At 64.8% G+C, this 14,766-nt stretch carries 9 protein-coding genes; 6 read left to right on the top strand and 3 right to left on the bottom strand.

What is annotated here, in order from left to right; all coding sequences use genetic code 11:
• Nucleotides 1-66 precede the first annotated feature (66 nt).
• Nucleotides 67-942: a succinate--CoA ligase subunit alpha gene (gene sucD, locus JHD67_RS09085; protein ID WP_199098854.1), complete on the bottom strand. Its 876-nt coding sequence runs from the start codon at nt 940-942 to the stop codon at nt 67-69.
• Nucleotides 943-956: 14 nt separating this feature from the next.
• Nucleotides 957-2,120 carry an ADP-forming succinate--CoA ligase subunit beta gene (sucC, locus tag JHD67_RS09080; protein WP_199098853.1) on the bottom strand — a complete coding sequence of 388 codons (1,164 nt, stop codon included), beginning with the start codon at nt 2,118-2,120 and terminating at the stop codon, nt 957-959.
• A 313-nt stretch (nt 2,121-2,433) separates the two neighbouring features.
• Here sucC and JHD67_RS09075 point away from each other — a divergent pair, with 313 nt between their 5' ends.
• Entirely contained in the window at nt 2,434-4,068 is a 1,635-nt protein-coding gene (locus tag JHD67_RS09075; protein WP_199098888.1) for an ATP-binding protein, read from the top strand.
• 7 nt (nt 4,069-4,075) lie between these two features.
• Here JHD67_RS09075 and JHD67_RS09070 read toward each other — a convergent pair whose 3' ends face one another.
• On the bottom strand, nt 4,076-5,035 hold the full coding sequence (locus JHD67_RS09070; protein ID WP_199098887.1) for a LacI family DNA-binding transcriptional regulator: 960 nt from the start codon (nt 5,033-5,035) through the stop codon (nt 4,076-4,078).
• 146 nt (nt 5,036-5,181) lie between these two features.
• Between JHD67_RS09070 and JHD67_RS09065 the strand changes: the two genes are divergently transcribed.
• The 5 genes from JHD67_RS09065 to JHD67_RS09045 all read left to right on the top strand — a co-directional run bounded on the left by JHD67_RS09065 (nt 5,182) and on the right by JHD67_RS09045 (nt 14,758).
• Nucleotides 5,182-5,343 carry a hypothetical protein gene (locus tag JHD67_RS09065; protein ID WP_199098852.1) on the top strand — a complete coding sequence of 54 codons (162 nt, stop codon included), beginning with the start codon at nt 5,182-5,184 and terminating at the stop codon, nt 5,341-5,343.
• A 104-nt stretch (nt 5,344-5,447) separates the two neighbouring features.
• Complete coding sequence (gene pgmB / locus JHD67_RS09060) at nt 5,448-8,471, top strand: beta-phosphoglucomutase (protein WP_343214343.1); 3,024 nt, start codon at nt 5,448-5,450, stop codon at nt 8,469-8,471.
• Between the two features lie 60 nt (nt 8,472-8,531).
• Nucleotides 8,532-11,072: a TonB-dependent receptor gene (locus JHD67_RS09055; protein ID WP_199098851.1), complete on the top strand. Its 2,541-nt coding sequence runs from the start codon at nt 8,532-8,534 to the stop codon at nt 11,070-11,072.
• Nucleotides 11,073-11,165: 93 nt separating this feature from the next.
• Nucleotides 11,166-12,431 (top strand): MFS transporter, encoded by a 1,266-nt coding sequence (locus JHD67_RS09050; protein WP_233171760.1) that lies wholly within the window; start codon nt 11,166-11,168, stop codon nt 12,429-12,431.
• Nucleotides 12,432-12,472: 41 nt separating this feature from the next.
• Entirely contained in the window at nt 12,473-14,758 is a 2,286-nt protein-coding gene (locus JHD67_RS09045; protein WP_199098850.1) for a glycoside hydrolase family 65 protein, read from the top strand.
• Nucleotides 14,759-14,766: the final 8 nt, after the last annotated feature.

Here is a 14,766-nt window from a genome sequence, read left to right as displayed (position 1 = left end):
GACGCTCCCACAAAAAAAAGGGCCGCATTGCTGCGGCCCTTTTTATATCGCTCAGAAACGACGCGATTACTTCTTCATCAAAGCGGCGAGGGTCTTGCCGAGGTCGGCCGGGGACTTCACCGTGGTGACGCCCGCCTTCTCCAACGCGGCGAACTTCGCTTCCGCCGTGCCCTTGCCACCGGAGATGATTGCGCCGGCATGACCCATGCGCTTGCCGGCCGGGGCCGACGCACCTGCGATGAACGAGACGACCGGCTTCTTGACGTACTCGCTGATGAACTCAGCGGCGTCTTCTTCAGCGCTGCCGCCGATTTCGCCGACCATGATGATGCCTTCGGTCTGCGGATCGTCCTGGAACAACTTCAGGCAGTCGATGAAGCTGAGGCCGTTGATCGGGTCGCCGCCGATGCCGATGCAGGTGGACTGGCCCAGGCCTTCGTTGGTGGTCTGGAACACGGCTTCGTAGGTCAGCGTGCCCGAACGGGACACGATGCCGACCTTGCCCGGCTTGTGGATGTGACCCGGCATGATGCCGATCTTGCACTCGCCCGGGGTGATGATGCCGGGGCAGTTCGGACCGATCAGCACGGTTTCCGGGTGCTGCTGCAGCACGTTCTTCACGCGCAGCATGTCCAGCACGGGGATGCCTTCGGTGATGGCCACGATGACCTTGATGCCGGCGTCGATCGCTTCGAGGATCGAGTCAGCCGCGAACGGCGGCGGCACGAAGATGACGGAGGCATCGGCACCGGTTTCGTCGACGGCTTCGGCCACCGAGTTGAAGACCGGCAGACCGATGTGCTCGGTGCCACCCTTGCCCGGGGTAACGCCGCCCACGACCTTGCTGCCGTAGTCCAGCGCCTGCTGTGCGTGGAAGGTGCCCTGCTGGCCGGTAAAGCCCTGCACCAGCACCTTGGTGTTCTTATTGACGAGAACGCTCATGGTTCAATTGCTCCTCAGGCCTTGGCCGCAGCCACGGCTTTCTGCGCCGCATCGTTGAGATCGTCGGCCGGCGTGATCGCCAGGCCGGAGTTGGCCAGCAGTTCGCGGCCCAGCTCCACGTTGGTGCCCTGCAGGCGAACCACGACGGGGATCTTCAGACCCACTTCCTTCACGGCCGCGATGATGCCTTCGGCGATCAGGTCGCAACGCACGATGCCGCCAAAGATGTTGACCAGGATGGCCTTGACCTTGTCGGAGGAGAGGATGAGCTTGAACGCCTCGGTGACGCGTTCCTTGGTGGCGCCGCCACCGACGTCGAGGAAGTTGGCCGGCTCGCCGCCTGCCAGCTTGATCACGTCCATGGTGGCCATGGCCAGACCCGCGCCGTTCACCATGCAGCCGATGGTGCCGTCCATGGTGACGTAGTTGAGGTTGTGCTGCACGGCAGCGGCCTCAGCGGCGTCTTCCTGGGTCAGGTCGCGCATGGCGGCCAGATCCGGGTGGCGGAACTCGGCGTTGTCGTCGGAGTTGACCTTGCCATCGAGCGCGGCGAGGTTGCCGTCCTCGAGGATGGCGAGCGGGTTCAGCTCGACCAGGGCCAGGTCCTTCTCGTTGAACAGCTTGTACAGGCCCAGCATGATCTTGGTCAGCTGGCCGACCTGCTTCGCATTGAGGTCCATGGCGAAGCCGAGCTGACGGCACTGGTACGGCTGCAGGCCTTCGACGAAATCCACCACGATGGTGTGGATGTCTTCCGGCGTGTCCTTGGCGACCTGCTCGATGTCCACGCCGCCGTGCTTGGAGGCGATGAACGAAACGGACTTGGTGTCACGGTCCACCAGGATCGACAGGTACAGTTCCTTGGCGATATTGGTGGCGTCGGTCACCAGCACCAGGTTCACCGGCAGCGCGCGGCCGGCGGACTGGTAGGTTTCCATGTTGGTGCCCAGCATGCCCTTGGCGGCAGCGCGCACATCATCGAGGCTCTTGCAGAACTTCACGCCGCCGGCCTTGCCGCGGCCACCTGCGTGGATCTGTGCCTTAACCATCCACTGCGAACCACCAAGGTGCTTGGCGGCGTCGACAGCGGCATCGGGAGAGTTGGCGACCTTGCCCGGCGGAACGGCAATGCCGTACTTCGCGAACAGTTCTTTGGCCTGGTACTCGTGGAAATTCATTCGATACCTCGAGCGAACGGGGGAAACAAAGCGGCCGCGTCGGGCTGTGGGGCCCGGGCGGTCAGGGGAACGACGGCGGTACGAGCGCTGCCGGATGCAGTGCGCCGCCGTCTGCCTGTCGACATGACGAAAACCGCGCAATACGGCCAACTATTTTCGCGGAACCGGCCCCCGATGGAAAGGGGCGCGCCGGCCGGGGCCCCGCCGGCATCCCGGCGACGGCCACCCCCTACCGTCCGTGAAGCGCGCGTCTATACTGGGTCGGACCGTCCCGCCGGCCCAGCCGAGAGAGCCCAGCCGCGTGTCCAGCACCATGCAACCCGCGTACCCCCATGCCCGCCCGGCCCCCGAGGTTGCGCGGCACGAGCTTCTCTTCCTCAATTGCTTCCGCCTGGCCCAGGCCCTGGTCTACGTGGGCCTGGCACTCAGCCCCAATGCCCTGGGCTGGCCCAAGCTGACCGATGTGGGCCTGGCGCGCGGCGTGGCGGTGGTGTTTCTGCTGTTCGCCCTGGGCCTGCTGTCACTGACCCGGCGCTCCACCCCGTGGATCCGCTGGATCGTCTCAGGCGCCCTGGTGGTCGACATCATGGCGGCGGTACTGGCCATCACCACCATGCACGACGCCCGTATCGGCATCGCCATGATGCTGGCGGTGAATCTGGCCGCCGGCGCGCTGATTCTGCCTTTGCGCCTGTCCTGCTTCTTTGCGGCGCTGGCCACCCTGGGCGTGATTGGCCACGCGGTGTTCGAGATGCAGCACGGCCAGACCGGCATGGATCGGGAGCTGCTGGAATCGAGCCTGTTTGGCCTGGCCTATTTCGCCATCACCGTGCTGTGTTACGTGCTCAGCCGGCAAATTCGCGCCAGCGAGGCGCTGGCCGAGCAGCGCGGCGTCGACCTGGCCAACCTCGCCCAGGTGAACGAACTGATCATTCGCCGCATGAAAACCGGCGTGCTGCTGGTGGATGACGCCAACCGCGTCCACCAGATGAACGAGTCCGCCTGGATGCTGCTGGGCAACCCGGCCGCCGACCAGCGCGACCTGGGCCGCGTAGCGCCGGAGCTTTCCCGTCGCCTGTACCACTGGATGACCTCGGGCAAACTGGACGAGTCAGCCACCCAGCTTGCCGACGGCGTGCCCGAAGTGGTGCCCCGCTTCAGTCGCCTGGCGCCCAACGACGATTCGCACGTACTGATCTTCCTGGACGACACCTCGCTGGTGTCGCGCCGCGCCGAGGAACTCACGCTCAGCTCGCTGGGGCGGCTGTCGGCATCCATCGCGCATGAAATCCGCAACCCGCTGGCCGCCATCCGCTACTCGGCCCAGTTGCTGGCCGAATCCAAGGACCTGCCACCCACGGATCAGCGCATGGTGGAGATCATCAATAACCACTGCGTGCGCCTGAACGAAATCATCGAGAACATCCTGCAGCTGTCCCGCCGCGAGCGTTCGCGCCCGGAGACGCTGGACCTGGGCCTGTGGGCCAATGAATTCGTGGAGGAGTATCGCCAAGGCAACGACCTGGGCGAGGACTCGCTGCGGGTGATCCAGGCCAGCACGCCGGTGGCCGCCGTGGCCGATCCGCAGCAGTTGCAGCAAGTAGTGTGGAACCTGGTGCAGAACGCCCTGCGTTACGGCCGCATGCCCGGTGAGCCGGCACGCGTGATGGTGGTGGCACGCCATGGCGAACACGGCGTGCCCATCCTCGAAGTGATCGATCGCGGCCCGGGCATCGCGCCCAAGGTGGCCGCGCAGATCTTCGAGCCGTTCTACACCACCCACGAATACGGCACTGGCCTGGGTCTATACCTGGCCCGCCAGATGAGCGAGGCGAACCAGGCCTCGCTGGAATACGTGCGCGTGGCGGGCGGCGGTAGTTGCTTCCGCCTGGTGCTCACGCCGGCACGCGCCGGCCGCGCCACCGGCGACGCGGCAGCCACCGGCTGAGTCGGACTCAGGTCGCGCGCACCATCAATTCCACCGGCAACGTCTCGGACTGCGCCGTCTCGTCATTGATCAGCGCGAGCACCTTGCGCGCCAGCAAGGTGCCGCCCTCCTGCCAATCCTGCCGCACCGAACTCAGCGGCGGCAGGAAGCTGGCGGCCAGCGGCATATCGTCGTAACCCACCACCGACACGTCGCCCGGCACCGAACGGCCCATCTCATTGAGCGCACGGATGGCGCCCATCGCCAGTAGGTCGCTGCAGGCAAACACCGCATCGAAAGGTACCTGCCGCTCCACCAGCGAATGCATCGCATCCATGCCCGAGGCCAGGGTGAACTCATCACGGCGAATCAATAGCGGCTTGATCCCGTGGGCCGCCAGCGCATCCACGAACCCATTGAGCCGCTCGAAGATTTCCGGATGGTTGGGGTTACCCACGAATACCGGATGGCGCCGCCCCTGATGGATGAAATGCTCGGCGACCACGCTGCCGCCCTGCCGATTGTCGCTGCCCACCACAATGTGCTCGTCGCGCTCGCCAGGCGCGCCCCACACCACCATCGGCAAGCCGAGCTTGTCGAAGCGGCGCACCGCGTCCTGGCGCGAACCCTGGCCAAGCAGGATCAAGCCATCGGCGGCCTGCACCGCCGCGGCGGTAGCACCCTGGCGGGTGGTCAGCAGCACGCTATAGCCGTTGGCGGTGAGTTCCTGGGAAATACCGCCCAGCAACACCAGCGGATAGGGATCGAGCATGGTGCGGTCATTGGAGGGCTTCATCTCCACGATCACCGCCACCGTATGGCTGCGCCGCAAGCGCAGATTGCGCGCGCTCACATTGAGCTTGTAGCCCAACTGGTGCGCGAGCGCCTGCAGGCGCTCGCGCGTTTCCTTGTTCACCAGCGGGCTGTCGCTCAGCGCCCGCGAAATGGTGATTTTCGATACGCCGGCTACCCGCGCCAGATCCGCCATGGTGAGACTGGCGGACGACGTGGCGCCCGGTGACTTCTTGTGAAGACGACTCAAGACCTTGCCCCAATGTCTTGTGATGGATTGTGCAGCGCTTCAGCACAACGGCCGACCGTGGCAACGGACCACAGTGTCCCGGTTTGCGCGTCATGCGTCCAACGCTGCACGGCAGCACGAGCACCCGCTATTTCCTTCATCCCGAGCCGCAAGCCCTGAATTTCCTACGCCTCGGCGGCTGCGCGCGCACCATCGATGATATCGATAACAATCGCAACTATGCTGCGATACAACAATTGATATCGATACCTTGATATCGATATCAATTACTGCCAAGCTCCGCGCCCAATAGAAATTGCGAGCCGCGCCAGACGCAGGATCTCGCGATAGGCACTACGATCGAAGCCCTGGGGAGAGCGTGTTGGAGCATCAAGAAACGGCCACGGTGACGCTGCCGACGCAGGGTGCAACCTGCGATCCCTGGATGGTGACCAGCCACCATGCCGACCCGGCCGCCTTTGCGCAGGACGAAAGCCTGTTCGCCGTCGCCAACGGCGCACTGGGCGTGCGCGGCGGCCTGGAAGAGGATGACAGCCCCAGTCACGGCTGTTTCCTGGCGGCCGCCTGGGAACGCACCCCTATCGAGTACCACGAGCGCTTCCCCGGCTTTGCCGCCCACACGGATACCCGCATTCCGGTCGCCGACGGCACCCGCATCCATCTGCGCCTGGGAGACACCCCGGTACGCCTGCGTGAAGGCGAATGGCAACACTTCGAGCGTCAGCTCGATCTGCGCAACGGCTGCTACCGCCGGCAACTCCGCTGGCGTTCGCCGGAAGGCGCCACGCTGCTGATCGAGGCCGAGCGCATCGCCAGCCTGGATCATCCGGGCCTGCTCGCCATCCGCTACTGCGTGCGCTCGGTCGACTACACCGGCCCGATCACGCTGGAATCGGCCATTTCCACCGCACGCCACGCCACCGAACAAGGTGACGACCCGCGCATCGGCACGCGTCTCGACGGCGGTTTTGCGCCGCGTGGCAGCGCCGCCGACGAAACACGCGCCTACGTGCTGCAACAGACCACCCATAGCGGCATCCGCGTGGCCTGCGTGCAGCAGCACGCCGTGATCGACCACAGCTTGGACTTCCGTCTCGCCAACCTGGCGCAGCACGGTGTGCTGCAGGTGTACGAAGGCTCGCTGGCCCCGGGCCAGGCGGTGACCCTGGAGAAGTACGTCGCTTACGCCTGGAGCGAGCCGCACGGCACCGAGTCGGACGACACCCTGCTCACGCGCGCGCACGCCAGCCTCACGCACGCACAGGCCGCCGGCTACGCCGCCCTGAGCGCGCAGCACGCGGCCGGTTTCACCCGCCTGTGGGAGCACGCCGACCTCGCCATCGAGGGCGACGCCCGCAGCGAACAGGCGCTGCGCTTCAATCTGTTCCACGTGTTCCAGTCCAGCAGCCGCGACGGCAGTGGCAGCACAGCGGCCAAGGGACTCACCGGCGAAGGCTACGAAGGCCACTATTTCTGGGATACCGAAGCCTTCATGCTGCCCACCCTGGTGACGCTGGCACCGGAACTGGCGCGCGGCATGCTGATGTATCGCTTCGGCACGCTCGAACGCGCCCGGGCCCATGCCCGCGAACTCAATCACGCACGCGGCGCCCTGTACGCATGGCGCACCATCAGCGGCGATGAATGCTCGGCTTATTTCCCCAGCGGCTCGGCGCAGTACCACATCAACGCAGCCGTGGCCTGGGCCATCCGCCACTACATCGACGCCAGTGGCGACATGGATTTTCTGCGCGAATACGGCGCGGAAATGCTGTTCGAGACCGCGCGCATCTGGCTGGATATCGGCCATTTCAACCCGCGTCGCCAGGGTGCGTTCTGCATCCACGGCGTCACCGGTCCGGACGAGTACACCGCGCTGGTCGACAACAACCACTACACCAATCGCATGGCGCAGCGGCATCTGCGCCACGCTGCCGAGGTGGCTCGCTGGCTCGCCGACAGTGCCCCGGAGGCCTACGCGCAACTGGCGCGTCGCCTTGACCTGGAGCCGTTCGAAATCTTGCAATGGCAGCGCGCAGCCGATGCCATGTATCTGGGCGAAGACGCCGCGTTGGGCATCTTCCCCCAGGACGACACCTTCCTCGACAAGCCGCGCATGCCGCCCCGCCCTGCCGGCGACAGCAAGCGACCGCTGCTGCTGGAACTGCATCCGCTCACCATCTATCGCCATCAAGTGTGCAAGCAGGCCGATACCGTGCTGTCGCTGGTGCTGGCCGGTGAGGACGTGCGTGTCGCGGCCAAGCGTCGCAACTTCCAATACTACGAAGGCGTCACCGCGCACGACTCCACCTTGTCCGCCTCCACCTTCGGCATCCTGGCGGCGGAAGTCGGTGCGATGGACAAGGCGTGGCACTACTTCCAGGACAGCCTGCGCGTGGATCTGGACGATCTGCACGGCAACGCCGCGCACGGCGTGCACATGGCGGCGATGGCGGGTAGCTGGCTCACCCTGGGCTGGGGCTACGGCGGCGTGCGCATCCACGCGGGTGAACTCACCCTGTCGCCGCGCCTGCCCGATGCATGGCGCAGCTACCGCTTCGGCGTGCACTGGCAGGGCGCGCAGTTGCGCGTGACGGTGAACGCCACCGGCGTGGAGTACCGCTTGCTGAGCGGCGACGCCCTGCGCTTCCGCCACGCCGGCCAGCCCGTGCACCTGCAGCGCGGCGAACACCTGTCGCTGCCGCATCGCCAGCACGCGGCGCTGCGCGCGGTCATCTTCGATCTCGACGGCGTCATCGCCGATACGGCCGTGGTGCATCGCGCGGCATGGGAGCGCCTCGCGCAGGAGATCGGCGCACCGTTCGACGAGCCCACGGCCGAGCGGATGAAGGGCGTGGATCGACTCGGCTCCCTGGAAATTTTGCTGGAACAGGCGCCGCGCTCGTACTCGGACGCCGAGAAGGAAGCGCTCTGCGAGCGCAAGAACGACTACTACCGCGAACAGATCGCGAGCTTCGGCCCGGACCAGCTGTTGCCCGGTGCGCGCGCAGCGGTGGAGGACGTGCGTGCCGCAGGCCTGCGTGTCGGCCTGGCCTCGGCCAGCCGCAACGCGACGCTGCTGCTCGAACGCTTGGGCATCGCGGAACTGTTCGACTACATCGTGGACGCCGCGTTGATCGAGCGTTCCAAACCGGATCCGGAAATCTTCCTGGCCGCCGCTGCGGGTTTGAACGTAGCACCGGCCGCTTGCCTGGGCGTCGAGGACGCCGCCGCAGGCATCGCCAGCATCCGTGCTGCGGGCATGGTCGCCATCGGTATTGGCCATAGCGAGGCCCTCAATCAGGCAGACACCGTGCTGCCCGGCCTGACCGCGTTCCGCATCAGGGACTACGTAGAAAACCAAGACAACGCAACGGCCTAACGTGCCGAAGCGTCGCATTCCAACAAATAAGTGGCCCATTTTTCGGGCGGGGAGGCACGAATGAACAGGCAGCACTTCACACGGCAATGGCTGGCAGTGGCTATCACGGCAGCTCTCGCGACCGGCGCAGCCTACGCGCAGGACGCTAACTCCAGCGCGCAGGCGCCCACCAAGGATTCCGCGCCGGCCAAAGGCCAGGCATCCGACCAGAAGTCGGCCAAGACGCTCGATCAGGTGGTGGTGACCGGTACCTCGGCGGCCGGCGGCCTGAAGAAGATCGACGCCAGCTACTCGGTGGTAAGCGTCAGCGCGGCCGACATCAAGATGGCCAACCCCAAGAGCACGGCCGACCTGCTGAAAGTCTCGCCGGGCATGTGGCCCGAATCCACCGGCGGCCAGACCGGCGCGAATATCGAAATCGCCGGTTTCCCGGGCGGTGGCGACGCGCCGTTCTTCACCACGCAGATGATGGGCTCGCCGTTGTACGGCATGCCCACGCTGTCGTTCTTCGAAACCACCTCGATCTTCCGCCTGGACGATACGGTGGAGCGCGCCGAAATCCTGCAGGGCGGCCCGTCCGTGGTGTACGGCGACGGCCAGATGGGCGCCACCGCCAACTTCATCCTCAAGCAGGGCACCGATGTACCCAGCGGCAGCATCGGTGTCACTTACGGCAGCGAAGGCCTGTGGCGTACCGACGCCTTCCTCGGCTTCAAGATCGCCGACAAGTGGTACGGCAGCATCGGCGGCTTCTACCGCGATTCCGATGGCGTGCGCAGTCCCGGTTACTCGGCGGACAAGGGCGGCCAGTTCACCGCCACCTTGTCGCACGACATGGATAACGGCACGCTGGTGTTCTATGCGCGTCAGCTCAACGACCGCAACCAGTTCATCACGCCGATTCCGCTGATCCAGCGCGGCAGCGACAACTTCAGTGCGTACCCGGGCTTCGATCCGCTGACCGATACGTACTACAGCAAGGACATCCAGCACGTTAACCTGCCCGGCTACCCGGGCGGCGGTACGAGCGCCAACCTGGCCAACGGTCGCGGCGCCAAGTTCAGCTTCTTCGGCTTCAATTTCGACTACGACCTGGGCGACGGCTGGAACCTCTCCGACAAGTTCCTGATGAACGGCGGCGACGCCGACACCAACGCGCTGTTCTCCGGTACCAACCCGGCCAGCCTCACCGATGAGCTTTACAACCTCGGTACCGATTTCGGTGGCTTCAAGCTCCCGCCGGGCTCGGCCACGGCCACCTATGTAAATGGCGGCGGCGCGGTAGACCCGAACCAGAGCGTGATCCACCAGGGCTGGTGGTACATCCACAAGCACCTGAAGAACATCAACAACGACTTCCGCCTAAGCAAGGAACTGTTCGACGGCAACACGCTGACGGCGGGTGTCTACCTGGCGCACTACACCGACGACGATGCGTGGAATCTGGGCAACCAGATGCTGATGACCAACACGCCCAACGCGCGCCCGATCAAGGTCAGCTACGTGGGCACGGACGGCAAGACCTATCAGCTCACGGACTACCAGGGCCTGCTCGACTACGGCTCGTACAACATCACCGAAAGCGGCCGCTCGACCAACAAGGCGTTCTACCTGTCCGACTCGTGGCGCATCGACCGCTGGTTGATCGATGCCTCCGCACGCATCGAGAACCAGGATTCCTCGCTGCGCGTGTGCAACCTGACCAATCAGAATCTCGACGGCAATCCGCTCACGCTGTATGACAACGAAGTGCCCGTATGCAACGGCACCTTCGCCACCACCGACTACAACAAGACGCATACGTCGTGGACGGTGGGTGTGAACTACGAGCTGGCCGACAACATGTCGGTATATGCCCGTGCCAACAAGGGTGCCCACTTCGGCGACTTCGACAATGCGCTGCGTGGCAACACCACCGGCAACACGCCGCCGCTGCAGAAGGTCCAGAACTTCGAATTCGGCTACAAGTTCCAGAACAAGTACGTCTACGCGGATATCAGCGCCTACCATCGTCAGTTCAGTGGCCTGCCGTATCAGCCCACCAACGGCGAAGGCGTGCCGGTCGGCTCGCCGCTGCTATATGGCTCCGATTCCAAGGGCATCAACATGGTCGGCGCGGTGACGCCGGTAGAGAACCTCAAGCTGCAGCTGGTCGCCAATTACCTGGATGGCCACTACAGCCACTACGCCGCCTGCATCCCGTATGTGAACCAGGTCACCGGCAACGGCTGCGCTTATATCAACGGGGTGCAGCTGCAGCGTCAGCCCAAGTTCCGCTACATGTTCACGCCCAGCTACACCATGCCGTTCTCGTGGGGTGACGTGATGGCCTTCGTCACCTACACCCATGTGGGCCCGCATACGCAGGATCAGACGGGTCTGCAGCAGTTGGGCACGTACTACACGCTGGATTTCGGTATTGTCGCCGACATCCAGAAGACGTGGGAGCTGCGCCTGCAAGGCACCAACATCACCAATCAGCTGGGCCTGACCGAGAGCAACTCGCGCATCTTCGGCTCGGCCGCTGGTGCCGGTGGTGTAATCCTGGCGCGTCCGCTGGAAGGTCGCGAGGTGAATTTCCAGGTCAAGTACAAGTTCTGATGTCGTAAGAGAGGCACTTCCCTCGACTGTTCCTGGCCGCCCGTAGCGTGGCGGCCAGGAACCTTTTTAGTAAAGCCGCTACGCGAGGTGGGGATGAACCGGTACCGCATGATCGTTGCGCTGGCGACGATTTACATGGTCTTCGCGATCCTGCTGAACAGCGTGGGCACGGTGATCCTGCAGTCCATCCATACCTTCGGCGTCGACAAGCCGCAGGCCAGCCTGCTGGAACTGTTCAAAGACCTGCCCATCGCCATCACCTCGTTCCTGGTGGCCTCGTTTTTGCCGCGCCTGGGCTATCGCCGCGCGATGATGCTTTCGCTGGTGGTGGTTGGCGGCGCCTGCGTGCTGATGCCGCTGTATCCGAGCTTCCACACCACGGAATTACTGTTCACCTGCGTGGGTGTGTCGTTTGCCCTGGCCAAGGTCGCCGTGTATTCCTCCATTGGACTTTTGACCAGCGACAAGGCCGAGCACGGCCGCCTCACCAACACCATCGAAGGCCTGTTCATGCTGGGCGTACTCGCCAGCGGCTGGCTGTTCAGCGCATTCATCAATCACGCCGACCCGGCCAACCCCTCGTGGTTCAATGTGTACTGGGTATTGGCCGCCATGTGCTTCGGTACGGTGCTGCTGCTCGCTGGCGCGCAGTTGGACGAATCCGCTGCACGTAGCGATATGGTCGTTTCACTCGGGGGTGCGCTGCGCCAGATGTATCGCCTGCTGATGCGCACGCTGGTTTATGTGTTCCTGCTCTCGGCCTTTCTCTACGTGTTGATTGAGCAGAGCTTCAGCACCTGGCTGCCCACGTTCAACAACGAGATTCTCAAGCTGCCGAACGCGATGAGCATCCAGATGGCGAGCATTCTCGCCGGCGCCACCGCACTGGGTCGTATCGTCGCCGGCCAGCTGCTGCGCCGCATGCCCTGGCATGTGCTGCTCAACCTATGCGTGGTGGGCATGGGCGTACTGATCCTGCTGGTATTGCCATTGGCCCATGAGGCGCGCGTCACGCCGGATGTCGGCTGGTTCAACGCCCCGCTCGCCGCTTATCTGATTCCCCTTATCGGCCTGCTGATGGCGCCGATCTACCCGGTGATCAATTCGGTGGCACTGAGTTCCCTGCCCAAGCCGTCGCATGCAGCCATGACCGGCTTGATCGTGATCTTCTCCGCGCTCGGCGGCACACTGGGCTCGCGCATCACCGCGCTGGTGTTCTCCAGCTTTGGCGGCATCCACGCGTTCTATTTCTCGTTGGTGCCGATGGGCCTGGTACTGGTCACGCTGTTCTTCTTCAAGCGCGAAACCGATCGCATGGTGCCCGCCGAATCGGACGCCATGCCGCTTTCCGCCGAATAAGGACATCGAGCGGGACATTCGCGCCTTCCCACGGAGTCGTCATGCATGTACCTGGCCGCTGCCTTGCTCTCCTCCTCACCGCGGTATGTACCTGGCAGACCCATGCCAGCGATGCGAGTTTCCGCCTCACCGCCACCGCCGCAAACTGGGCGACGTATTTTCCGGGCCAACTCGGCAACGGCTACGCCTCCACGCTGACCGGCCCGCGCGGCACCGAAGGCAACCTCGGCTTTCTTGCCGGTCTCATGGATTACACCCCCGGCGATGTCTCACGCCCGGCCGCCGTGCCTGGATGGAGCGCCATCGACTACAGCACCGGCCCTTCGCATGCCGGCACGTTCTGGCTCAATCAGGTCGATCTCTCACCCGCGCGCTTTCGCGATTACCAGCAAGTGCTGGACATGTACGACGGCACGCTCAGCACGAGCTATCGCTACGTGGATGGTCACAAGGCCACGCAGATCGAGGTCACCAGCCTGGTCAGTCAGGCCGCGCCGCACCTTGCCGCCACGCAGCTCGCGCTCACGCCTGATTTCGACGGCGATATCGAACTGTCGTTTCCGCTGGATCTGTGGGCGCCGCACCAGCCGCGCTTTGCCATGGCCACGCTCGATGGACCGTCGCTGATGGAAGCGCTGGCCGCCAACCAGCAACGCCTGCAAGCACAGCCGCCCGATCGAGCGGATCGCGCGGCTGTGTGGTACGCGGGTGACACCCAGGTGCTGGCCGCCGATGGCGACGTACGCGAACTCACCCTGTGGCTGGACGGGCGCGCGGCGCACGGAGCACGCATGGCCCAGGCGGTGGCGGTGAGCCTGCCCGCAGGCCTCACGCCACGCGACGTAACGCTGTATCGCAGCGACTATAAGCTCTCGCTGGACATGCGCGTACCCGTGCGCAAGGGGCAACGCTACGTCTTCCACAAAATCGTGGCGCTGTCGCGCGAGGGCTGGGGCGGCGATGCCAAAGAGAATCGCGCGCTGGCGATGGCCGCGCGGCGCCACGGCTTCGATGCCTTGCTGGCCGAGCACCGCGCCGCATGGCATGCCCTGTGGCAGTCCGACATCGTGATCGATGGCGATGCCCGGGCCCAACAGATCGTGCACTCGGACCTGTATTACCTGCTGGTCAATGCCGCGCCGGACACCGCATGGCCTATCGGCGCCTGCGGCATGACACCGGGCTACACCGGTCATGTGTTCTGGGACAGTGACTCCTGGGTGTTTCCTGCCCTGCTGCTGTTACATCCCGAGCGTGCCAGATCGCTCGCGATGTTTCGCAGTCATGGCTTGCCGCAGGCCCAACAGCGGGCGCGCGCGCGTGGCCTGCGCGGCGCCATGTATCCGTGGGAAGCCGATCCGGACAATGGCAGCTCGCAAACGCCGCACTCGGCTCAGTTGCTGGACGAGCGCGAGATCCACGTCAACGCGGATATCGCCATCGCACAGTGGCAGTACTTCCTCGCCACCCACGACCGCCGCTGGCTCGCCGACCACGGCTGGCCGGTGATCCGCGCGGTCGCCGATTTCTGGGTGAGTCGCGCCAGCCCCGTCGTCGGCACATCAGGCTATGCGATCGAACATGTGGCCTCGGTGGACGAGGACTACAACGACGTGCCCAACGACACCTTCACCAATCTCTCCGCGCGCAAGGCCTTGCAGATTGCCGATGCAGCCGCACGCGAACTCGGTGCCGCCAGCGATCCGCAATGGCGCAAGGTGGCGCATGGGCTGGTTATCCCCTTCGATGCGCAAGCCGGCCATCACCTGGATTTCGACGCTTCGGTGCCCCACGACATCGATTCGTGGGGCGGAAGCTCGCTGCCGATGCTGAGCTATCCCTCGCTGGACGTACCGATGGACCCGTCCACGCGGCGACGCAACTATGCCTATGCCATCGCGCCGATCGAGGGTTCCAGCAAGGATCCCAACAGCATGGGCTTCACACCGCTGTCGATTGCCGCCTCCACCGCGGGCGACCCGGCGGCCGCCGCCGACTGGTTCCAACGCAACCTCACTGCCAAGGTACTCAAGCCGCCCTTCAATGTGCGCACCGAGACCGCAGGCAACAACACCGGCTACTTCACCACCGCCAGCGGCGGCTTCCTGCAGAACCTGCTCTACGGCTTCACCGGGCTGCGCCTGCAGGAACCCGGCCTGGTGGAGGCCTACGAGCCGATGCTGCCCGCGCAGTGGCGCGCCATGACGCTGCGGCACGTGGCCCTGCGCGGCGAATACCTGGACATCACGCTCGAACGCGATGCTTACGGCAAGGTGATCTTGCATCGCATGCCCTCGCGTGCACCCACGTTCCCCGAGACCTACTAAGGAGCCGA

The organism is Dyella sp. ASV21 (assembly GCF_016428975.1).
GTDB lineage: Bacteria > Pseudomonadota > Gammaproteobacteria > Xanthomonadales > Rhodanobacteraceae > Dyella.
Note: the sequence above shows the minus strand (reverse complement) of the source record. Positions and strands in the feature narration are given on the sequence as shown.

Bases quoted from the DNA above. Each gene is read 5' to 3' on its own strand.
- JHD67_RS09050 (WP_233171760.1), top strand. From the start codon at position 11,166: ATGAACCGGTACCGCATGATCGTTGCGCTGGCGACGATTTACATGGTC.
- JHD67_RS09070 (WP_199098887.1), bottom strand. From the start codon at position 5,035: ATGGCGGATCTGGCGCGGGTAGCCGGCGTATCGAAAATCACCATTTCG.
- JHD67_RS09065 (WP_199098852.1), top strand. From the start codon at position 5,182: ATGCGTCCAACGCTGCACGGCAGCACGAGCACCCGCTATTTCCTTCAT.
- sucD (WP_199098854.1), bottom strand. From the start codon at position 942: ATGAGCGTTCTCGTCAATAAGAACACCAAGGTGCTGGTGCAGGGCTTT.
- JHD67_RS09055 (WP_199098851.1), top strand. From the start codon at position 8,532: ATGAACAGGCAGCACTTCACACGGCAATGGCTGGCAGTGGCTATCACG.
- JHD67_RS09045 (WP_199098850.1), top strand. From the start codon at position 12,473: ATGCATGTACCTGGCCGCTGCCTTGCTCTCCTCCTCACCGCGGTATGT.
- JHD67_RS09075 (WP_199098888.1), top strand. From the start codon at position 2,434: ATGCAACCCGCGTACCCCCATGCCCGCCCGGCCCCCGAGGTTGCGCGG.
- sucC (WP_199098853.1), bottom strand. From the start codon at position 2,120: ATGAATTTCCACGAGTACCAGGCCAAAGAACTGTTCGCGAAGTACGGC.